The 22,617-nt window shown below is 32.6% G+C and carries 16 protein-coding genes and 1 pseudogene; 10 read left to right on the top strand and 7 right to left on the bottom strand.

The features are described from left to right. Nucleotides 1-32: 32 nt before the first annotated feature. Nucleotides 33-725, bottom strand: a complete 693-nt coding sequence (locus ACHRV3_RS01355; protein WP_395434233.1) for a hypothetical protein — start codon at nucleotides 723-725, stop codon at nucleotides 33-35. A 423-nt stretch (nucleotides 726-1,148) separates the two neighbouring features. Between ACHRV3_RS01355 and ACHRV3_RS01350 the strand changes: the two genes are divergently transcribed. Both ACHRV3_RS01350 and ACHRV3_RS01345 read left to right on the top strand, forming a co-directional pair. After that, entirely contained in the window at nucleotides 1,149-4,835 is a 3,687-nt protein-coding gene (locus ACHRV3_RS01350) for an HYR domain-containing protein (protein WP_395434231.1), read from the top strand. A 458-nt stretch (nucleotides 4,836-5,293) separates the two neighbouring features. Continuing rightward, on the top strand, nucleotides 5,294-6,718 hold the full coding sequence (locus ACHRV3_RS01345; protein ID WP_395434230.1) for an amino acid permease: 1,425 nt from the start codon (nucleotides 5,294-5,296) through the stop codon (nucleotides 6,716-6,718). Between the two features lie 307 nt (nucleotides 6,719-7,025). Here ACHRV3_RS01345 and ACHRV3_RS01340 read toward each other — a convergent pair whose 3' ends face one another. The 4 genes and pseudogenes from ACHRV3_RS01340 to ACHRV3_RS01325 all read right to left on the bottom strand — a co-directional run bounded on the left by ACHRV3_RS01340 (nucleotide 7,026) and on the right by ACHRV3_RS01325 (nucleotide 12,929). After that, on the bottom strand, nucleotides 7,026-7,952 hold the full coding sequence (locus ACHRV3_RS01340; protein ID WP_395434229.1) for an STING domain-containing protein: 927 nt from the start codon (nucleotides 7,950-7,952) through the stop codon (nucleotides 7,026-7,028). Next, on the bottom strand, nucleotides 7,949-9,037 hold the full coding sequence (locus tag ACHRV3_RS01335; protein WP_395434227.1) for a hypothetical protein: 1,089 nt from the start codon (nucleotides 9,035-9,037) through the stop codon (nucleotides 7,949-7,951). The genes ACHRV3_RS01340 and ACHRV3_RS01335 overlap by 4 nt, the downstream gene beginning before the upstream one ends. A 419-nt stretch (nucleotides 9,038-9,456) precedes the next feature. After that, nucleotides 9,457-12,228 (bottom strand): hypothetical protein, encoded by a 2,772-nt coding sequence (locus ACHRV3_RS01330; protein ID WP_395434226.1) that lies wholly within the window; start codon nucleotides 12,226-12,228, stop codon nucleotides 9,457-9,459. 295 nt (nucleotides 12,229-12,523) lie between these two features. Next, nucleotides 12,524-12,929, bottom strand: a pseudogene (locus ACHRV3_RS01325) (XRE family transcriptional regulator). Nucleotides 12,930-13,281: 352 nt separating this feature from the next. Here ACHRV3_RS01325 and ACHRV3_RS01320 point away from each other — a divergent pair. Beyond that, nucleotides 13,282-14,358: a hypothetical protein gene (locus ACHRV3_RS01320; RefSeq protein WP_395434225.1), complete on the top strand. Its 1,077-nt coding sequence runs from the start codon at nucleotides 13,282-13,284 to the stop codon at nucleotides 14,356-14,358. Nucleotides 14,359-14,362: 4 nt separating this feature from the next. Further along, nucleotides 14,363-15,052, top strand: a complete 690-nt coding sequence (locus ACHRV3_RS01315) for an NADAR family protein (protein ID WP_395434224.1) — start codon at nucleotides 14,363-14,365, stop codon at nucleotides 15,050-15,052. Nucleotides 15,053-15,151: 99 nt separating this feature from the next. Here the strand turns inward: ACHRV3_RS01315 and ACHRV3_RS01310 are convergent, their stop codons facing one another. Together ACHRV3_RS01310 and ACHRV3_RS01305 are read right to left on the bottom strand one after the other, a co-directional pair. Further along, nucleotides 15,152-15,556 carry a helix-turn-helix domain-containing protein gene (locus tag ACHRV3_RS01310; RefSeq protein WP_395434223.1) on the bottom strand — a complete coding sequence of 135 codons (405 nt, stop codon included), beginning with the start codon at nucleotides 15,554-15,556 and terminating at the stop codon, nucleotides 15,152-15,154. A 117-nt stretch (nucleotides 15,557-15,673) separates the two neighbouring features. Beyond that, nucleotides 15,674-16,303 carry a nitroreductase family protein gene (locus ACHRV3_RS01305; RefSeq protein WP_395434222.1) on the bottom strand — a complete coding sequence of 210 codons (630 nt, stop codon included), beginning with the start codon at nucleotides 16,301-16,303 and terminating at the stop codon, nucleotides 15,674-15,676. A 268-nt stretch (nucleotides 16,304-16,571) separates the two neighbouring features. Between ACHRV3_RS01305 and ACHRV3_RS01300 the strand changes: the two genes are divergently transcribed. From ACHRV3_RS01300 to ACHRV3_RS01275, 6 genes are all read left to right on the top strand, one after another. Next, nucleotides 16,572-17,624, top strand: a complete 1,053-nt coding sequence (locus ACHRV3_RS01300) for a DUF1852 domain-containing protein (protein ID WP_395434221.1) — start codon at nucleotides 16,572-16,574, stop codon at nucleotides 17,622-17,624. A 30-nt stretch (nucleotides 17,625-17,654) separates the two neighbouring features. Beyond that, nucleotides 17,655-18,686: a methionine synthase gene (locus tag ACHRV3_RS01295; protein ID WP_047775357.1), complete on the top strand. Its 1,032-nt coding sequence runs from the start codon at nucleotides 17,655-17,657 to the stop codon at nucleotides 18,684-18,686. 166 nt (nucleotides 18,687-18,852) lie between these two features. Beyond that, nucleotides 18,853-19,845: a bile acid:sodium symporter family protein gene (locus ACHRV3_RS01290; RefSeq protein WP_395434220.1), complete on the top strand. Its 993-nt coding sequence runs from the start codon at nucleotides 18,853-18,855 to the stop codon at nucleotides 19,843-19,845. A gap of 165 nt (nucleotides 19,846-20,010) precedes the next feature. Beyond that, nucleotides 20,011-20,463, top strand: coding sequence for an Lrp/AsnC family transcriptional regulator (locus tag ACHRV3_RS01285; protein WP_047775354.1), 453 nt, complete (start codon nucleotides 20,011-20,013; stop codon nucleotides 20,461-20,463). Nucleotides 20,464-20,898: 435 nt separating this feature from the next. Then, a complete protein-coding gene (locus ACHRV3_RS01280; RefSeq protein ID WP_395434219.1) occupies nucleotides 20,899-21,441 on the top strand; it encodes a cysteine hydrolase family protein in 543 nt (180 codons plus the stop codon). Nucleotides 21,442-21,614: 173 nt separating this feature from the next. Further along, nucleotides 21,615-22,487, top strand: a complete 873-nt coding sequence (locus ACHRV3_RS01275) for a helix-turn-helix domain-containing protein (RefSeq protein ID WP_395434218.1) — start codon at nucleotides 21,615-21,617, stop codon at nucleotides 22,485-22,487. Nucleotides 22,488-22,617: the final 130 nt, after the last annotated feature.

The raw sequence follows: 22,617 nt of genomic DNA, 5'->3' as shown, positions 1-22,617 counted from the left end.
CAGAATCCAACCTAACAACCCCAAAAATTTCCTTAGATTTTTTCGAGTACTAAATTGCTATGGATTGTTACTAATTCCTGTAGCGCTATTTTTAGCTCTATATTCATTTCTGCGATCAATTTTTGCTTTTTTTCGTATTCAGCCAAATCCTTATACTTTATAATTGTTACCAAAAGATTTTTATCCTGAAAAACGGGAAGTCTCGGAAAATCATTTTCCTGCATTTCGCTGACCCAAAGGGATAGGTCATTAATATTCAAAGATTTTAAAAACGGAATGTACGTAGTTTTAAATAGATCAATTACCTTATTTAAAGTGCTATTGCAGATATAAAAATCTATAAGTACTATCCCTTCATTTATGTCTAAAAAGTCAAGAGTGGTACTTTTTTCTAATGGCTTTAGTAAATGCACGTGATCTGAATTTAGCATCATAGCATTTGCGCCTTGCCCAAAATCTTTCCATGTTGTACTGTTGATATAAAAATCATTTAAGAAGTTTACTCTCGTTTTCATGTCTGTAAATCCACGTAGCCAAACAAATCGATCATTTACATTATTAATTTTAAATTGTCCCAGAGTAAAGCCTTCCAGTTTAGCCATTGGGGTTACAAAATGATTATTGAAATATTCTTCAAAATCGTTCAGTTTATTGGGCTTTAGTAAATAATTACGAAGTTCTAAAACAGTAATTTCCTTATCGTTTTCTTGTTGTGTATGCTTCATTTCGTTTTTTTATTTTTTAAAATTTATGGAACTTGATTTGAAAGAAAAAAATATTTACCTGATGACAGTCTTTAGCGCAGATTAGAATTCTGTGCACACAAAGTTAGGAAAGAAAGTATAAAAAAAGCGAACAAAAAAGCCTCAGATTTCTTTGAAAATTTTGTCCTTCGCAGCCCTAAAGGGATTAGAACCGTTTTTAAGCAAGTTATAATTTGATTTAATCATTGCGCATCTATAACAGCTGCTATATTTAAGAAAGAATAAGTTAAAATACTTATCTAAACTATTGTAAAATGTTTGTTTTTAACAAATTATTTATCAATATAAAATCTAAAGAAAAGTTTTTTCTTATGTTTGTTAGTTTTTTAAGATTCATCTTTTGAACCTATTGTTTTAGCTATAACATTTTAAAAACCTATTTAAGTGAAAAAAACTCTACTCTTTTTTTTTATTCTAAAATCTTTAATACTATTTGCTCAAAACGCTGCTGATGTGGAGCACCATTTTGGACCTTCACCCGGATTTGGCGGTTTGGTAGAATGTATCGTAACACAACCTGACGGTAAAATAATCATAAAAGGAGCTGCTGTCTTTAGGAGTAAGAGAACTAATGGATTGGTTCGTATTAACCCTGACGGAAGTCTGGATCCGACTTTTGTTTATAACGAGGATATTACTCGTTTTACTGTAAAATCTATCGCTTTGCAGTCTGATGGAAAATTACTGGTAGGAGGAAACGATAACGTTGAACAATCTCGTGTAATACGTTTAAATGCAGACGGAAGTAAAGATACTTCTTTTCTATTTGGAGGAGGTGTGGGCGAAAGTTCGGTTTCTGTGAGTGCTATAACAGTTCAATCTGATGGAAAAATACTTGTAGCTAATAAAAAGATATATTCTACGCCACAGAGACGATTGATTCGTTTGAATGCCGATGGAAGCCTTGATACAGCCTTTAATATAGGCAACGGATTTGATAATGATATTACTGCTGTCGCCGTTCAATCTGATGGAAAAATAGTTGTAAGTGGCAAGTTTAGTACGTTTCAGGATGTGGCTCAGCAATATTTGATTCGTTTGAATGTAGATGGTTCCAAAGATACTTCGTTTAATACAGGAACTGGCTTTGTTGGTAATTACGTATATTCTGTTTTAATACAAAGTGACGGAAAAATAATCGCTAGTGGTGGCTTTAGAACTTATCAGGGAGTGGCTCAGAAATATTTAATTCGTTTAAATCCCGACGGCAGCAATGACACTTCATTTACTAATCCAATTAATTTTGCCTATATGAATAATGAATATGCAAGTAATATGTCCCTCCAGCCTGATGGAAAACTAATTGCAAGTTTTTATAAGCCTAATAATTCTTCCGGTGATGATGGTGTCTATCGTTTTAATTCGGACGGAAGTCTAGATAGTACTTTTTCAATCGCTTCTTTTGATGATGGAGCAAATCTTCTTACAGGAAAAGCAAATGCAGACGTTTTGGCTACAGCTATTTTAAATGATGGAAGAATCCTTATTGGCGGTAAATTTAATTATTGCAATAAGATTATTGAGAAAGGTATAGTTTGCTTAAATGCCAATGGAAGAAGAGATTCTTCTTTTAACAAAGACACAGGTTTTGACGCAGCTGTGCAGTGCTCAGCCGTGCAAGGTGATGGAAAAACCTTGATAGGAGGATATTTTGACAATTTTCAGGGAGTTACACAAAAAAAACTGATTCGCATAAACCTTGATGGAAGCAAGGACACTTCATTTAACCCGCCGGCTGAATTCAATGATGAAGTTCAATCGATACTATTACAGGCTGATGGAAAAATATTGATAAGAGGTAAATTTACTAACTTCGGGAATTCAGGCAGAAATGCTCTGGTTAGATTAAATCCTGATGGTTCTCGTGACACTTCTTTCCTTAGATCATCTGAATATGATGTTGACGTTATAGCTTTGCAGCCCAATGGAAAGATAATCATAAGTGCTTTTGTTGATAGTTACCCGTATCTCCCTGTTAGAAGATTATTTCGTTTGAATATTGATGGTACTAACGATGTTTCTTTTACAGCCGGAAATAGTTTTGATCTTTCTAAAGGAATAATTTCTTCTATAGTAGCACAACCCGATGGCAAAATACTGGTAGGAGGGTCATTTACTACTCTTAATCCAATTCCTCAAAAATATTTGGTTCGTTTAAATCCAGATGGAAGCCAAGACACTTCGTTTGATATCGGAACGTTATATAATTTGGCGATTAATGTTCAAAAAATAACTTTGCAGCCTGATGGAAAAATACTGGTGGCCGGTCTTTTCTCACCTACTACCGGGGATTATCAAAATTACCTGGTTCGTTTAAATTCAGATGGGAGCAAAGACCCTTCTTTTACTCAGTCCATTGGATCTGAAAGTGTACGAACAGGATATGGTATTGAAATTAGTTCTTTGGTTTTACAACCTGATGGAAAAATACTTGTAGGAGGGGAGTTTGATACTTTTCAAGGAATCGCACAAAGCCGTTTAACCCGTTTAAATTCTGATGGAAGTATAGACGCTTCCTTTGATACAGGAAACCAATTTGTAGCTCCGATTTACTCTATTTCATTATTTCCAGATGGAAAAATTAATGTTAGTGGCGTGTTTTCTTCTTATAAGAGTTTTACTTCCTCGTATTTCATTCGTCTCAAGGGTACCTATTTTACACCTCTAAACGCAACAACGATCCAAACCAATGTTACTTGCCTTGACAGTGCTACAGGTTCGGCTTCTATAGTTTCTGTTAATGAAGGAAAAGCACCTTATACCTACCTTTGGTCTAATGGAGCAACAACACCGGAAATTACCGGATTAGTGGCTGGAAATTATTCTTGTAAAATAATAGATAGTGAATCGGCAACGATAACTAAGAATTTTATAATAATCACAGATTCTGATATTGAAAGACCTACTATAACTGCTCCGGCAGCTGTAACAGTCAACGCCAATTTAGATTGTACAGCAACAGCTGTTGTACTGGGAACTCCCATAACATCAGACAACTGTAACGTAGCTTCAGTAACCAATAATGCTCCTGCAATTTTTCCTGTAGGAAATACAACAGTGATCTGGACCGTAAAAGATGCAAGCGGTAATATTGCAACAGCTGCTCAGACCATAACGGTAAAAGACGTTACTTTACCTACTATTACAGCTCCAACTGCTGTAACGGTGAATCTGACTGCTGCAGGTTGCACACTATCAGCAACAGATGTCGTTTTAGGAACTCCGGTAACGGCAGATAATTGTTCGGTAGCTTCTGTAACTAGTAATGCTCCAAAATTTTACTCACTAGGAACTACAATCGTAACCTGGACCGTAAAAGACAAAAGCAATAATAGTGCAACGGCCACCCAAATAGTAACAGTAAAAGATGTAACACCGCCAACAATTACTGCTCCTGCGGCAATAGTATCAAATACCACGTTTAACTGTAAAGCAGCAGGAATCGCATTGGGAAATCCAATAACTGCCGATAATTGCTCAGTTGCTTCAGTTACAAATGATGCACCGGCAAATTTCCCTATAGGAAACACAACTGTAACCTGGACCATAAAAGACAGAAGCAACAATACCGCCACAGCAACACAACTAGTAACAATAAAAGGTCTTGATGTAACAGTTTCTTACAATGAAGGTAAATTAACTGTTGCCGAAACAGCGGCAACTTATAAGTGGCTGACCTGTAACAATGGAGTATTTACGGCCATTCCAAACGAAAATAATCCCACTTTTACACCAAAGCAATTAGGAAGCTATGCTGTAGAGGTTACTAAAAACAACTGCACGGCTACAAGTACCTGTTTTGATGTTGCAGTTCTGGCAACAAAAGATTTTACTTTCCAAGACTCATTCAAATTGTATCCAAATCCGGTTAAAGATTTCATAACAATTGACGTGAATATACTAAATAGCGCCAAATTGGATGTTTTTGATGTAACGGGGAATCTTCTTATTACAAGAGAATTAAAAACGATATCTACCAAATTAAATGTATCTAATTTACCAGTTGGTGTCTATTTATTTCGAGTTTCAAATGATATGGGAACTGTAACGAAAAAAGTGATTAAAGATTAAATAACGGTATCAGATCAGCTGTTTTTGCACAATAGCATTGTAAATCAGTGAAAGAGAAAATAAATTATAATTTTTAAAATAGTATAAAGAGACGATCTGCTGGTCGTCTCTTTTGTTTTTAATACCCGCTATTTGAAGTCACCCAGCTTCGTAGGGGGCAAAAGGAGTTAAAGGTCTAAACATGAAATCTCAAATGATTTTTAAGAAAATTTCGCAGGATAATTTATTAAACTTTAAGTGGTACTCAGGCTATGTATAATTCAAACAATCAATTAGTTACAATACTAATAACGATACTTTAACCGCTCTATAAATTAGCAGTTTAATTTTCAAAATTAAATATTTATATTGGATTCTGACAGCTGCGACGCAACGATGTTTTGTAAGATTCCTTTTTTAACTTATCTTCGCTTTTTATACATTTCTGAATACATCTAATCCCTTTAAAAATCTAATTTGTGAAAAATAATCAAGATACTGTACAAGAGAATCAACTTAAACGCGGACTAACGAACCGACACATTCAGTTAATTGCCTTAGGCGGATCGATAGGAACAGGTCTTTTCCTCGGTATTGGTCCGGCAGCCGTATTAGCAGGGCCATCTGTTATTTTAGGATATGCCATTGCCGGAATTATTGCTTTTTTTATAATGAGACAACTTGGTGAAATGGTTGTTGAAGAACCGGTATCAGGAAGTTTTAGCTATTTTGCTTATAAATATTGTGGTTCTTTTGCAGGTTTTGCATCAGGTTGGAATTATTGGATTTTGTATATTTTAGTCAGTATGGCTGAACTTACAGCTATTGGAGTTTATGTGCAGTTTTGGTGGCCTGAAATTCCGTTGTGGGCATCCAGTTTATTTTTCTTCCTGATTATTAATGCTTTGAATTTTGCTTCCGTAAAAGTGTATGGAGAAACTGAATTTTGGTTTTCAATCATAAAAGTGGTCGCTATTATAGCCATGATTCTTTTTGGTATTTATCTACTGATAAGTGGAACAGGAGGAGAGCACGCTACGATTCATAATTTATATAACGATGGAGGTTTCTTTCCAAAAGGTTTCTTTGAAAAAACAGGAACCGGTGATTTTCAAGGTTTATTGGCCGCAATGGCACTGATTATGTTCTCTTTTGGAGGTTTAGAACTCATTGGAATTACCGCCGCAGAGGCCGAAAATCCGGAAAAAAACATTCCAAAAGCTACCAATCAGGTAATTTATAGAATCCTTATATTTTATGTTGGGGCATTGGTCATTTTATTTGCTTTGTCACCTTGGCAGCAAATTACTACAGACAGTAGTCCGTTTGTAATGGTTTTTCAAAATTTAAACGGAATGGAGTTTGAGCTCTTTGGTAAGAAAATATTTTTCACCAGCCTTATAGCTAATGTGCTTAATTTAATTGTATTAACCGCCGCTTTATCCGTTTACAATAGTAGTGTATACAGTAACTCGCGAATGTTATTTGGTTTGGCAGATCAAGGCAATGCGCCAAAGTTTTTAAAGAAGCTAAACAAACAATCAGTACCTGTTAATGCCATTTTAATTTCTTCCTGTTTTGCAGCGATCTGTATTGTAGTAAACAAAGTAATGCCAGAAGAGGCTTTTAGCATTTTAATGTCTTTAGTGGTGTCTTGCCTGATTATTAACTGGGTTATGATTTCGTATACCCATCTACAATTTAGACGTGCGAAAGACAAAGAAAACACAAAAACTAAATTCGCCTCTATATTTTATCCGGTAAGCAATTACATCTGTTTCGTGTTTTTACTCGGTATTTTAGCTATTATGTGGATTACGAATATGAAGATATCTGTAGAATTAATTCCTATTTGGTTGGGGATTTTATTTGTTTTTTATAAAGTTTTTAAAGGGAAAAAATAGGTCGTTTTTACAAAATCCCATTTCGTTTGAAATGGGATTTTGTTTTTTGTAAGTTAGTTAAAACAGTATTTTCTTTTTTTTAATCTGTTAAGATATACTTTGCAGGCACGAATTACAAATCATAAGTGTTCGAAACATGAAAACCATTAATATTTAAGTTCAGTTTTGAACAAAAAATTGTCCTTTTTTCTAATAAAAATGAGCATTAAATATGTTTTTAAAAACTAATTCAAAAATAAAAATAAGGTTTCGAACACTTATGATTACAAATCCGCGCGATCGGGATAAATAAAAATTGTATTATTTACTATTGCTTTAAAAATTCTATTTTAGCAAATTCTTGAAAGTCATTTTTGTTTATTAAATCTATTAGTGTTGACGAAAAATTTTCTACTTCACGGTTTAAAATTATTTTATAATCTTCGCCATATTTTTTATATTCATCAGGTAACAATTCTTTAATAGAATAATTTATGCCAGTTAGTGTTGTTGGAAAATCTAAAATTTCAAGTTTTCCATTTTCAAAACTTTTAACATCAATATTGTATGTCCTTGTCCTACCCAATGATTCTATCTGTTTTTCTTTGGCACCCATTGAATGTTTAATTTTTTGATACTGTAAATTTACATCTTCCGATAATTTTTCAGGCAACATGATCCTAAATTTACAATCTTTATAATCGGCACCATCAATTTTGAACGATCCATTGCTGAAATATCCAAGACATAATGGTTTGACAAAATTTTCGAAGTATCCAAATGCTAAAGTAGAGGAAGGAAAAAAATTTATTCCAGAGGGAGAACTTTCTAAAAATGCTTTGCTTATCCGATTTACGGTATTTGCTAAATTAGAGCTATTAAATTTCGAGAGGTAAATACCTCCAAAATCAGATGGTATTTCTACTTTATCATTTACTAAAAAAGCACACTTATTTAAGCCTAATCTCCCTATAAATAAACCAAGTTCAAATAGTATGTTATCCCTTGCACTTAAAACAATCTCACCTCTTTTTTTTGTCTCATCATCCGGAGATCCTATGAGAATTCCAAAATCGAACTTGAGAGGAGCTTTTAGTAAATCAGTTAAAAAATTATTATTTATTTTAAAAACTTCTTTTTCCCAAATTGTGTCATTCCAAATTGTTACATCAAAGTCTTTTTCTAAAATAGCCTTAACAATTTCTGCAGTTCCTAGTTCTTCGGATGAACTACCTATAAATATTCTCTTTTTCATATTGCTAATAATTTTTGTATTTTAATTTTTAAATTTATTTTCTCAACCGCATTTTTTAGGAATTGTAGTTCCTCTACCTTTCCTTGATTGTCTTTAAAGATGAATTCTTCACCATCGACAGATTTTAAATTATTTCTAAAATCTTCATCATCTATAATTTTTGAAATTTGCTGATAGAGTACAGGAACTAGCTCTAAATAATGTAAATACTGATACTTAATTACTGGGATATTGTAACAAATAGCATTTATGTCAAAACTTGAAATCAGAGGTTTTCTTCCTATTATTTTTTTTCCGTCAGATTTGATGTTTTTTAAAAATCGAATCATTTTTTTTAATCTTCTGTCTGTAATTATGTCTCGTTCATTAATTCGTTTAATGCTCCAAAACGGATACTCCAAAGGTAATTTACTGTCCTTTTCTTTGTCATAAATCTGGATTCCCTTTCGGTATTCTACGTCCTTTTTCATATAGTTAACTGTTTTGTAGTCTACTGCAGTAACTACATCGACGTTTCTTAATGGACTCTTTACATTAACACAAATTGCTTTTGGTTTTGATATATCAACATCTTTATACGCCTTAGATAATACGTTTTCTGATTTAATTCGTAAAGAGCGTAGATCTGACATTTGATTACCCTGATATTGGGAGAAACTAGCCGAATGTTTTTTTAGATTTACAACTTCTGATGGAGTAAATAAATGAGATTCATTAAGAGCTTTCGTTAATCCAGCTCTATCTACGGAATTTGATTTGCTAGTTACCTGTACGAGATCAATATCATTCTCACTTAAGATATGAGTATTAGTTTCTACTGATCCTTGAAATTTAAATTCAACGTCGCTTCCGTGACTCTTTTTTAAATGCTCAATAACCTTTTTTGCCGCCTCTTTGCTCTTTAGAGTATATTCTTGAGGTACGCCTACCATAGCTAGTTTTATATATTCTGTGATATCAGAATATGGTAATATTGAGCTGTCAGAAAACATAGCTTTTTCTAAAATTGCTCTTTTATTAACAATGTTTTCAGGATTTGATCTTTTTTTAAGATCGTTTAATATTTCTAAATAATTAGGATTCATGTCTTTTGTTTTTGGAATTAGAGAAAATGAATAAATTATAGGTTTACTTAATATTAAATTGAGTACTAAATAATTTGCTATGTATAATAATTATAGTTCAATTATTATATCGCATATTAAGTCATGCCAATTAATTTAGCAATTCTGTCCGAAAAATCTGTTTTAATTTTAGAACATCGGAGAGCCTATAGCTTCTCCTTCCAAGTTTGATTGGGTTACATTGTTATCATAATTACTAATTTTAAATTATTTTTTTATTTTAAAATAGTAACAGAAAAGATGTATTAACAAAATTTAAGAATTAAATTTTGTCTATGAAGTATATTAATCCTAATTTTGAGTTCTGAAATCAAGGAAGGATTATTAATCTTTCATATAAAGGTCTAAAAGTTTACTTTTAGACTTTTTCTTTTATGTACCTATTTGTATATCAACTTATATTTTTCAATTCTTTTATTTATTTCATCTATTGTTTCTTTTAGTTCGTCACCTGCTTTTAAATATTCATTTGGATATTCATCTTTCATAAAATTCATTAATGCAAAATATACAGGTTTTAAAATTTGTTTAAAGTTTGTCTTGCAACTTGAAAATAAACTGGATGCTATCTTAAATTGATTTTTCGCTAATAATACAATAAAGAAAATAGTTAATTCTTCGATTAAATCTTCTTTATATTGCTCAGAGGCATTACTATTAAGAATAATGTCAATCCTTTCATCAACATTTGATATAATTTTAATTGAATTATCATATTGATTGTCCCATAACAAAATTCTAGCGTATGCAATAAGTAGTATAGGCTTCTTTTGTATATTGAAATAGTTTTTTTCAAAAATATTTAGAATTATCTTTTTTCGATTATGTTTTTTATCTTTTATTGCTGCGTGAGCAAGGCAAAGCAAAGAAGAATATTTTCCCCACTTAAATGATTTTATAAATAGTTTTTCAATTTTTCCCCAGTCATCACCTCGATCATGGCAAAAATGGGCGAGAAGATGGGCAGATTCTGCCTCCTTATTATTTACTCCCTTTATCAGGTTTTTTTCTGCTTCCTCATTGTTATCTTCTTTTAAATTTAATCTTGCAAGGGAATGGTAAGCATTTTTTAATTTAAGAGAAACAGCTCTATCAAATAATTCCTTTGCTTTTGTTATGTTTGGATTAGGCTTAGATATATATAACTTACCTAAATTTAAAATCGCTTCATCTTCTCCATTATTTATGGCATCATTATAAACATCTATTGCTTCTTCAATTTTATCTTGCTTAATAAGAATTGTTGCAAGACTGCTTTTTACATCTTTAGCTCCTTTATTTATTTCGGACACGATTATTTGTTGGCTTTCTTCAAATCTACCTGTTGCGAATAATATTTCGGCCAGTGCTATTGCTGCTCCGTCAATATTATTAGATTCCGCAAGTCGGAAATACTTCTCAGCTTCTGACAAGTCTCCTAATTGTTTTGAATATACATTTGCAATTTGAAAAAGTGATTTTGTAATGCCTAAATTGATAGATTGTTTATAATAAAAAATTGTTTTTTCAAAGTCGTTTAAAGTATCAAAAACTTCAGCAATTAACATCGCAAGATCTCCTACAGATTCTTTTGCAGAGTCTTTTGTTAAGTCGCCTTGTGATCTAATTTCATATAGTTTTTCTAAAGTTTCCAGACCTTTTTTAACATCTCCCTTATTTAAATGGACCCAACTCGCTAAAGTCAGCTGTTTATCGGAGCATTTTATTTCTTCTAAAGCTTCAAAAGCAATATCCCACTTTTTTTCTTTTACTAATTTTCTGATTGATTCATCTAATGAAGCATCAGATATAATAAGTTGTTTTATTAATTTAGTTGGTAAAATTGATTTAGTGGTTTGATATAAATTGTATTTTATTTCGTTCGGTACATTTTCACATGAGAGAAAAACATTCCCCATGTCTAGAGCTGCAATTACATCATATTGCCCTGCTTTCAGGTTCATAATAAACGAGTCAATTCTCTTTGATAATTCTGATTTATCGCACCAAGCGTCAAAGAATCGTACTAGCCATATTATGTTTTCTTTATCTCTTTTTTTTCCAAAACGCATTAAATACCAGATGTTTAAAAATCGGTCTTTTAATCTGTATAAATTATTTTTCGTGTTTGTAGGAATGCTTTCAATGATTTGATTTTTTTCAAGGGTATTTAATATTGATGAAATGTGTTTACTATCAATATTTGTTTTTTGCGCTAATTCTTTTGTTGAAATTGCATCCCAATTTCTTGCAATTGAATCGACTATTTTTTGTTGTTGAGCAGATAACTGATCTAACTCTGCTTTGTATAGAAAAGTTATATCGTCCAAAAGTATATAAAGATCAGTTATTGCTTTTCCATTTTCGTTATCTAAAAATATTTGAAAGAGATAAGATATAATTCGTGGATTTCCGTTAGTTAGTCTTCTTAGGGATTCTAATCTCTTGGGATGTAATTCAATTATTGCTTTAATTTGTTCCGTCTGTTTTTTCTGCTCGGCTAATTTGTACAATAGATTTATACTTTCATCTTCATTTAAGCCATTTAGTTGTACAATATTAAAAAAATTATGGAAAGCGTCGTTTTCCTTAATTATCCCTTCAAAATATGTAGTTGAGGAGCTGATTAATTTTATATTATTTGAATTATCAAATACTTCACGTAGTCTTTCTTGACCATTCTTCCCAATTTTTTTAAAAAATGAGTCAATATTTTCTAAGAAAACAATAATTGTTTTTTTATTTTCAATTAATGTTTTATTGAGTAAGCTGTATATAAGTTTTTCTTGATTAATATTATTATAAGTGATTTTAGAAATCTGATTGTTTAAGTCCTCAAAGCCTTTACTGTCTTCAAGATATTCTGAAATACTTTCCCATAGATTTACAATATCCATTAAATTGTATTGCTCTTCAGTAAACATTATTGGAATTATTTTTGGTTCTAATTCAACATCATCTTCAATAGCATATTTTATTCTATATAGAAGTGTTGTTTTTCCAGCACCTCGTTGACCAATAATTAAGTGGTTTTTTGTTTTTTTATTAGATTTTAGATCTGTAATAATTTGTTCAAATGATTTTATTCTTACAACAAAACTCTCTATTAAATCATGTTTGGATTTATTACCCGTGTTGTTCCTAAGCAATATGTTTAATTCAGAATGGATCATAATAAATGTTTTTTTGAACTATATTGTCGCAGATGACAATTTATTTTTTGCCAAAATTAAAACAATTTTTTTATTGTCAAAAATATTTGGCAATTTTTTTATTGCTAAACTCGCATTTGCCGTTGAACTGCATTGTTATTCGATTAACTGTAAGAAAAACAATTTTAATATGTAGGAATTGCATTTCAATACAAATATAGTTAAAGACGAAAGTGGATAATTAACTCAATATAGTTATAAAACAACAAAGAGACTAGAAAGCCTCTTTGTAGAATTAATATATCTTTATAAATAATTACTTAGTGATTAATTTCTCAAGCCTCACCATCATCTCATCTTTCTCTTTCAACATGCGCTCATATCAATGCAATTTTTTCATCATATAATTGTACAATTTTATCAATTGTATTAAATGTACAATTATCATTCTTCTGAAAACCAATTGCACCATTATAGAATTTATTCGAAATAAAATTTGTAGCTTGTTCTTCATCAAAATTCTGAAAAGCTTCAACAGGAATTTTTAATACCGCCGAAATTTGTTTTAGTAGATTGTCTTCAATTACATCTTTTTGCTCCAGCATAGAAATTTTCTTTTGGTTCCAGTCTTCGCCCAGATCATAAGCCAATGCTTCCTGATTTATGTTAAGCATTTCTCTAAAACGTTTTACGTTTTTTCCCTGATGTATTTTCTGTTCCATAACGAATATCTATTTTTCTAAAAGCCCCTCGCTGGCGCGAGCGTCCCGCTCGTGCACTCGATGAGACATCTTTACCCTCACGAGCGGGACGCTCGCGCCAGCGGGGGTGGGCTTAGGTATTTTTATGAATTTTCTAAAGCAAAAACGGGTAATTATACCTGTTTCTATTATTTGTTAATCAACTAAATTGCCGCACAAAAGGATTTGATTATTCAAAATTAGAAAGAAAAATTAAGAAGTTTGAAATATTTCTTAATTTATTAATTCTAGCTATAATAAAATAGAAATTCAAATAAAAAACACTAAAAATATAAATTAGAAACTTAAAAATATCTTTAAACCTAAATCTACAATGGAACAACTTATTACAGAGATATATGACATTATTCAGGATTATCGAATTGAAGAAAAATTGATGAGTGAGGAAATTATAAAAACTTGGATAGAACAATTCGATGAAGATGATAGGATTTTTATTTTAGAAGAAATGAAAAATATTCTAGGAAAAAGATATATATCAAGGGTTGATGCAAAGAAAATGGTAAAGGAAATGATAGAATTCCTCACAAAGGAATTCGATTTTGAAAATCCTAGAGATTTTCTTTTACAGTCCTGTTTTATAGATAATCAGCATGAAGGTAAAAGTCAAAAGATATTGCTAAAATTCATCGATGAAATAATTCATCATGAATATGGAATAAATACAAAAGATTGTAATCATGAGAATCCGGCGTTTTATATTTATGCTGATGATGTTTTTTGTACTGGAGACACATTCGTTAAAAGCATGACAAAAAATGATGCTAAGGATAAAGGTTGGTTTCACCAAATAAGTGTCAATGGTAAAACCAACCTCGAAAACTTCAAACAAAATAAAGCAAAATTGGTGCTGTCATATTTCTCAGTACACAAGCCAAATATATCAAATGTCCAGAAAAGAATTTACAGAGAACTAGATAATTACAGTATTGGTTATGTTTACGCTTGGGAAATTGTAATTGATAAGAATGTAAATGATAATTCAGAAATGGATTTTATCTTTCCAAAAGAAGATCTTGATAATGAACTCCTAGTTAATTGCCGACAACAAATTGAAGAAAAGATTGCTGAAAGAGGTTTTTTGAATGGGAAGAAAATAGTTTTTCGCCCTTCTAATAAACCAGATATAGAAAATTTTTTTACGTCGCCAAATAATAGAGATAGATTTGAAAAAATAATCTTAAATAAATGTATTGAAATTTACAATTCTTCACCAACTTTATATAATACACTTAGACCTAGACCTCTAGGGTATGGATTATATGGAGATGTTAGTTTAGGTTTTGGTACATTAATATTTACTTGGAGAAATGTGCCCTATAATGTACCTTTGGTTTTTTGGTACAAAAATAATAGTTGGTTACCATTATTTGAGCGAAATCATACTTAAAAAAATGAATAAAAAGGAGAAATACCAATTAGAGCCAAACGAGATTAGAATTTATTCTATCGATAACTCCTGTATCTTCAAAAAAAATACCGATATGTATGGAGGATTATCAAATATGTCTACCGGATTCCCATTAGAGATAAACAACGTTAAGATTAAAACAGTTGAAGCACTTTATCAAGCTTGTAGGTTTCCTCACTTACCTGAGATTCAGCAAAAAATCATCAATCAATCGAGTCCAATGAATGTGAAAATGATTAGTAACGCTAATAAAAAAAATAGCCGTGATGATTGGGATAATGTTAGAATAAAAGTAATGAAATGGTGTATCCAAGTAAAAATAGCTCAAAACTTTAATTCCTTTGGTTCAGTTTTAAATGAAACGGGATTAAAAAATATCGTAGAAAATTCATCAAGTGATAATTTTTGGGGTGCGATTCCTGATGCTGATGCTAAAATGTTTAGAGGAAAAAATGCCTTAGGACGATTGCTAATGGATTTAAGACAAACATTTTACAGTATAAATAAATTTTCTTTATTAATTATTGAACCACCTAATATCCCTAATTTTTTACTATTAGATGAAAGAATTGCGATAATTGATGAAAGACAAAATTTCATTGATGAACTGGAAAAGACATGGAATGATAAATGTAATAGAGGTATACAAGGAGAATTATTTTCAGAGATTTAAAACTAGGCTTATTTTGCATTTGGGGTGATTTATTAAATCCAAATTATGAGCTTAATTAGTTCTAAACCTGCTGTTGTTTTATATATCTTAATAAATGATTTATTTACCAATCAATTTCTCAAGCCTCACCATCATTTCATCTTTCTCTTTCAACATACGCTCGTATAATGCAATTTTTTCTTCGTGCATCTTTAGCACTTGCTCTATAGGATTAAAAGTAGGATTATCATTTTTCTGATATCCAATACTATTATCACCAAAAGTATTAGAAATAACATTCACCGCCTGCTCCTCATCAAAATTCTGAAAAGCTTCAACAGGAATTTTTAATACCGCCGAAATTTGTTTCAACAAACTGTCTTCAATTACATCTTTCTGCTCCAGCATAGAAATTTTCTTTTGGTTCCAGTCTTCGCCCAGATCATAAGCCAATGCTTCCTGCTTGATGTTAAGCATTTCTCTAAAGCGTTTTACGTTTCTTCCCTGATGTATTTTCTGTTCCATAACGAATATCATTTTTTCTAAAAGCTCAAAGATAAAGCCATTTGGCTTAAAAAGCCTGAATTTCAAAGATAAAAAAATATCCCGTAAAATATCTTTTTTGTCAGATATCGAATAACATTAATAGACTTTCGTTATCATTTCATCTATAGGCAAACGAACTTTTTTCGTAGTTGCCATATAGTCTTTTTCCAAATCACGGTATCCTAAAGCAAGGATAACTGCGGAATGCAGCCCTTTCTCTTGTAAACCCAAAACTTCATCGATAAGAGAAGCATTAAATCCTTCGATAGGAGTGGCGTCCACTTTCAATTCTGCCGCAGCAATAAGTGCTGTTCCTAGTGCAATATAAGCCTGTTTGGCAGCCCAAAGCACTTTTTGCTCTGTGTTAATAGCGCTAAAATAGGTATGCAATCCATTTCTAAATCCTGATAAAGCACCAGCTTCAAGACCTCTTTGTTTTTCTGTCATAGCCATGTAGTCGTCAATGTAAGTCGGAGTCACGTCATTAAATGCAGCAAAAACCAACAAATGAGAGCAGGAGCTAATCTGTCCATTATACGAGTCAGCACCTAATTTTTTTTGGATTTCCGGGTTGCTTACAACAAAAATACGGTAAGACTGCAGACCACAAGAAGATGCTGAAAGATTTATAGCTTCTAATATCTGATCAACCTTTTCTTCTGTTACTTTAAGGGCGCTGTAAGCTTTTGCGGCGTAACGCCATTTTAAATTTTCTATCAAATTCATTGCAATATCTATCTTAAGTTTTGTCAAAGATAAAATATATTGTTTTCTTTTTCGAGTCTTGAGTTGCTGTAGGAAAATTCAAATCAGTCATATCCTGGTTCCCTAAAGAATAATTATCTGTTTTTCTTCATTATTATATTTATATAAAGATTAATAATCTTAAAAAGTATATTGAAAAAGAATTATTATCTGAATTTTTAGTTTATACAAAATATTAAATCTTTTATTTTCAATTTTGCAGGGTAAAAAAACTAAAAGTTGTCATCAGATGAAAGCGAACATACAAGAAAATAGGGGAATATACGAAAAGCAGGATATTGAAAACACCCAGAATACAATCAAGAATGATTTTGCATTCACACTAGAGAGTACTTGTTTAGATGAAAACTATCACCCCTCAAGCCAAACGCGTTTGACAACCAATTTCGCCAACTTGGCTAGAGGAGCTAATCGCCAACAAAACTTACGTAATGCCTTAAATATGATTAACAATCGATTCAATGCATTGGCTCATCTGGATAATCCAAAAGCGGATCGTTACCTTGTAGAACTTGAAATCATCACAGTAACAATGCGTATTGATGATAAGAATAGTATTAACAATCTGCCGTTGATTGAAGTTTTAAAAACGAATATTTTTGACCACAAGACTGGCCAGCAGATCGAAGGTATTGCCGGAAATAATTTTTCTTCTTATGTTCGTGATTATGATTTCAGCATTTTATTGATCGAGCATAATAAAAACAAATCTAATTTTTGTATTCCTGAAAATTTTGGTGATTTGCACGGAAAACTTTATAAGTGCTTTGTGAATTCAGCCACTTATAAAGAGCACTTTAAGATGTCACCGATCATTTGTCTAAGTGTATCGACCAACAAAACTTATACGCGCACGGAGTATCAGCATCCGGTTCTGGGTTTTGAGTATCTGCAGGATCAGTATTCTATCACGGATGAATATTTCTCTAAAATGGGCTTAAAAGTTCGTTTTTTCATGCCTCCGAATAGTGTAGCACCGATGGCTTTTTATCATTCCGGAGATCTACTTGCTGATTATACTGATCTTGGACTAATCAGCTCAATCAGCACGATGGAGACTTTCCAGAAGATTTATCGCGCTGAAATTTACAATGCAAATTCAGTGGCCGGGAAAATCTATCAACCCAGTCTTAAACACGAAGATTATTCACTGACTCGCGTGGTTTATGACCGCGAAGAGCGCAGCCAATTGGCTGTTGAACAGGGTAAATATGCAGAAGAGCATTTCATTAAGCCTTACAAAAATCTCCTGGAACAATGGTCTGCTAATTTTACCCTTTAATTGATTACAACGCATTAAAATTATACTATTATGAAGAAATTATTATTGCCCACCTCTATTGTTGGAAGTTTACCCAAACCTGCTTGGCTTGCACCACCCGAAAAACTTTGGTCACCATGGAAATTGGAAGGCGATCAGCTACTTGAAGGGAAGCAAGATGCTTTACGCATTTCTCTGCAGGAACAACAATTGGCAGATCTTGATATCATTTGTGACGGCGAGCAGACACGCCAGCATTTTGTAACGACTTTTATCGAGCATTTAAGCGGTGTAGATTTTGAAAATCGCAAAACAGTAAAAATCCGTAACCGTTATGACGCGAGTGTTCCAGTGGTTGTAGGTGAGATTGCACGTCAAAAAGCAGTTTTTGTTGAAGATGCTAAATTTTTACGTAAACAGACTAATAAGCCTATAAAATGGGCATTGCCAGGCCCGTTGACAATGGTAGACACCTTGTACGACGACCATTATAAAAGCCGGGAAAAATTGGCGTGGGAATTTGCCAAAGCACTCAATGAAGAAGCAAGAGAACTTCAAGACGCAGGGGTGGACATTATCCAGTTTGATGAACCTGCATTTAATGTGTTCTTTGACGAAGTAAACGATTGGGGAATGGCAGCATTAGAAAGAGCCATTGAAGGTTTACACTGTCAAACCGCCGTTCATATTTGTTATGGTTATGGAATACAAGCAAATACGGATTGGAAAAAGACATTAGGTTCAGAGTGGCGACAATACGAAGAAATTTTTCCGAAAATTCAAAAATCTAAAATTGATATCGTGTCTTTAGAATGTCACAACTCCAATGTGCCTTTAGATTTAATGGAACTTGTTCGCGGTAAAAAAGTGATGGTCGGTGCCATTGATGTGGCAACCAACACTATCGAAACACCAGAAGAAGTAGCGGATACCCTGCGTAAAGCGCTTGAGTTTGTAGATGCCGAAAATCTTTACCCTTCTACAAACTGCGGTATGGCCCCGCTATCTCGAAACGTAGCTAGTGGCAAGTTAAGTGCTTTAAGCGCAGGAGCAGAAATTATACGAAAAGAACTTGGGATTTAGTCTCCATGTACTAATTTGAATAGGATTTCCTTGTTTGAAGCCTGCTGTCCGTAGAATTTAACAGAGTGACTCTGCGGACAGACTAATGAATCTAAAGAATCCACGTTTATCTGCGCAAGATATTTTTGTAACCTTGACTCTACGGAGGAATAATATTTAAAACAAATTGAAGAAATTATTAGAAGTATTAAAAAAAGCAGGTTTTGACGGTTTCCTGTTAATGATAGCCACCATGATTCTGATGGCTTATTTTTTGCCAAAGCCAGGTATGGTCAAAGAACCTGTTTCACTGGAAGAGATTGCCAACGCCGGCGTTTCCTTGATTTTCTTGTTTTATGGCTTGCGACTGAGTGTTGAGAAACTAAAAGCTGGACTTTCTAACTGGAAAATGCACATTGTCGTTCAGTTGACAACCTTTTTATTTTTCCCGCTCATTGTTTTGGCATTTCGCCCGTTGTTTGTCAATAACGGCTTCGAACTGCTTTGGCTGGGTGTATTTTTTCTGGCAGCTTTACCGTCTACAGTATCCTCTTCCGTGGTTATGGTTTCCATCGCCAAGGGAAACATTCCCGCAGCCATTTTCAATGCGAGTATTTCCAGTTTGATTGGAGTAGTGGTTACGCCGCTCTGGGTTGGGCTGTTTATAGCTTCTGCAACAGGCGATTTTGATGTCACTCAAATCGGCACAAAGTTAATTCTGCAAGTCTTGCTACCTGTCATCATTGGCATAAGCCTCAATTCCCGTTTCGGCACCATTGCCGAAAAATACAAGAAGCAGCTCAAATATTTCGATCAGGCAGTTATTCTAACGATTATTTACACATCGTTTTGCAAGTCATTTTCCCAACATCTTTTTGAAGGCTTCACCGCCCTTGAACTTGCCGGACTTGCTGCAGGGATGATGGTGTTGTTTTTTACCGTGTTCTTTTGTGTCGGACTACTCAGCCGTCTGTTTGGTTTTTCAGATGAAGATCGTATTACGGTCTTATTCTGCGGGTCTAAAAAGTCATTGGTACACGGCACTGTTATGTCAAAAGTACTTTTTCAACACAGTACCATCACCGGCATCGTATTGCTGCCACTCATGCTTTATCATGCCTTGCAATTGATTGCCGCTAGTATCATCGCTCAGGGTATGGCTCGCCGAAAAGAAGTATAATTTTATTTATGACTAGTGAATTTTTATACTGTCAAAGTAAAACTTTGCAGTATGCTATGTTTTTGGTTTATACAAAAGAAGATTTTTGTGTTGTTTTTGATTATATTTGAAGAATTTTATTCTGTTATTACAAATTAATTAAACCTGTTTAAAGTAAAACATTCAATGGAACAAATAGACGATATTGATCTTCAGTTATTAAACATACTACACGATAATTCTAAATACACGGTAAAAGAGCTTGCCAAAATGGTAAATCTTTCGGCATCGCCTGTTTTTGAGCGGATTAAAAGATTAGAGAATAATGGTTATATTAAGAAGTATATAGCACTACTGGATGCAGAAAAATTAAATAGAGGATTCATCGTTTTCTGCAATATCAAACTGAAACAGCACGATCGTAATATTGGGAATCAGTTTGTTAGTGATATTATGAAAATAGAAGAAGTTGTGGAATGTTACAATATCTCAGGAGATTACGATTTTTTAATGAAAGTTTCTGCCAAAGACATGAAGCATTATCAGGATTTTGTGTTTAATAAATTGGGATCAGTTGAAAGTATAGGGAGCACCCAAAGTACCTTTGTTATGTCGGAGATAAAGAATATGTATGGATAGTTCCGCGATGGTTTATTTAAATCGAACCATGAAATGTTAGGTTGTAAAGGCTTAATAAATCTACATATTAATGCGTAAAAAAAGAGACAACTATTTACTAGTTGTCTTTTTTTGTGACCTTAAAGGACAAATTTTGCACCATTTTATGCAGGATTGGCTTACTACATGTAGAGCGTGTCTTTCATTGGCATAAAGAATTTGGTTTGGATGTATTGTTGGGGATTGATGTAAAAATGTTATCTTAATTCAGGTTTGTCTATTATGGTGTATCATTCCAAACCAAAACCGTGAGTCACTTTTTATTTTTAATTTCAAATCAGGTATTTATAAAAACCTTTACTTATCAAAATGGTATCTATTGGGAGTGCTTTGGTATCTGGTATCATTACTCTAAGTTTTAATTTTGTCAGATATAAATTTTAAAATTAAAATAAAATGAATAAGGCACTATTATTAATTGATATACAGAAAGAATATTTTGAAAATGGGGCATTAGAACTTGTAAATCCTATTGGTGCAAGTGAAAACGCAAAGAAACTATTAGAGCATTTTAGAAAAGAAAACGGGACTATTGTTCATGTTCAGCACCTATCGGGAGAAGGTGTTCCCTTTTTTGTTCCCGGTACAAAAGGGGTGGAAATTCATGAAAATGTAAAACCGCTGGAAGAGGAGAAAGTAATTACGAAACAGTTTCCAAATAGTTTTAGGGATACTGATTTATTGGAATATCTGCAGTCAAAGAAGATAACACATTTGGTAATCGCGGGAATGATGACTCACATGTGCATTGACGCAGGAACAAGAGCTGCTGTTGATTATGGATTTGAATGTACAGTAATTGGAGATGCCTGTGCTACAATGAATCTTCAAATAAATGATCAAGATGTAAAAGCTGCGGATGTTCATAATGCATTTTTGGCGGCATTAGAATTCTTTTACGCAAAAATTACTACAACAGAAGAATATCTGCTTTCGTAAAATTAAAGATAAATAAGAAATTATTTTTATGAAATGAGCCGTAATTAATTACTGCTCATTTTTTGGTTTGAAGTAATTTGTAAATGAAGTTGTAAATTTGCTTTAATTATAATGTTAGAACAAATCTTAAAAGTAAAAGAAACGGATTTCAATAGGTTAACTAATTAGAAAAAATGAAAACAGTTAAATTTCATAAAACAGAATGTGGTGTTGAAGTGCTTCTCAACGTATTGCATGGCGATATGCTGAGTGAGAGATATTTGGAGCGGGATACTTACAATACTGATTTTTTTGAAATATTACTTTTTAAGACTGCCAAGGGATCCCTGATTTTAAATCAGCAGAAAATCAATATAACTGACAATACAATTGTTTTTATTTCTCCTTTTCAAAAAAGGCAATGGACTTTGGAGAGAGAGGGATTGGATTATACTGTTCTGGTTTTTCAGGAAAATTTTCTTAATGATTTTTTTTCGGACAAATTCTTTACGTATCGGCTTCTTTATTTTTATCAATTAAATTATCCTTTAAATATTAGTAGTGGAAGGGAAGAAGTTCAAAAAGCATTTGACCAGCTTATGGAAATCAAATACGAACTTGTTAATAGCAAAACAGACAGTATTCATATCATACGATCTCTTACTTATTATTTGCTTTTGAAGTTTAACAGAATGTATGCTGGTGCAAATAATCTTTCTATAGATAGGGCAGAAAATAATTTCGCTTACCAGTTTAAACAATTAGTAGAAATACATATCAGGCAGAAGCAACGCATTGACTATTATGCAGATTTATTAAATGTTAGCAGGATTACAATTAACTCTTGTGTGAAAAAGCAGTTTAATGTTACCGCGACAGAGCTCTTAAAACAGAGACTGCTTTTTGAAATAAAGAATGACCTGATACATTCTGGAAAAACTATTGCTGAGATAGCCTACGATCTTCATTTTTCAGAACCTGGACATTTGATGCGATTTTTTAAAACCCAGACAGGAATAACCAGCAGCCAGTTCCTCTCAGATTACCAAAATGGTATATTTTCATAGCATTTTAGTTATCCAAACTATCAAAATGTCATCAAGTTTATTTATTATTTATAACTTTTTACTCCTTAATAAAACCAGCTACGAATAAAAAACAGCTCATTTCGAAAGAAATAAGCTTTAAATTTGTGAC

The sequence above is a fragment of the Flavobacterium sp. FlaQc-49 genome, from assembly GCF_044005985.1.
Taxonomy (GTDB): Bacteria; Bacteroidota; Bacteroidia; order Flavobacteriales; family Flavobacteriaceae; genus Flavobacterium; species Flavobacterium cupriresistens.
Note: the sequence above shows the minus strand (reverse complement) of the source record. Positions and strands in the feature narration are given on the sequence as shown.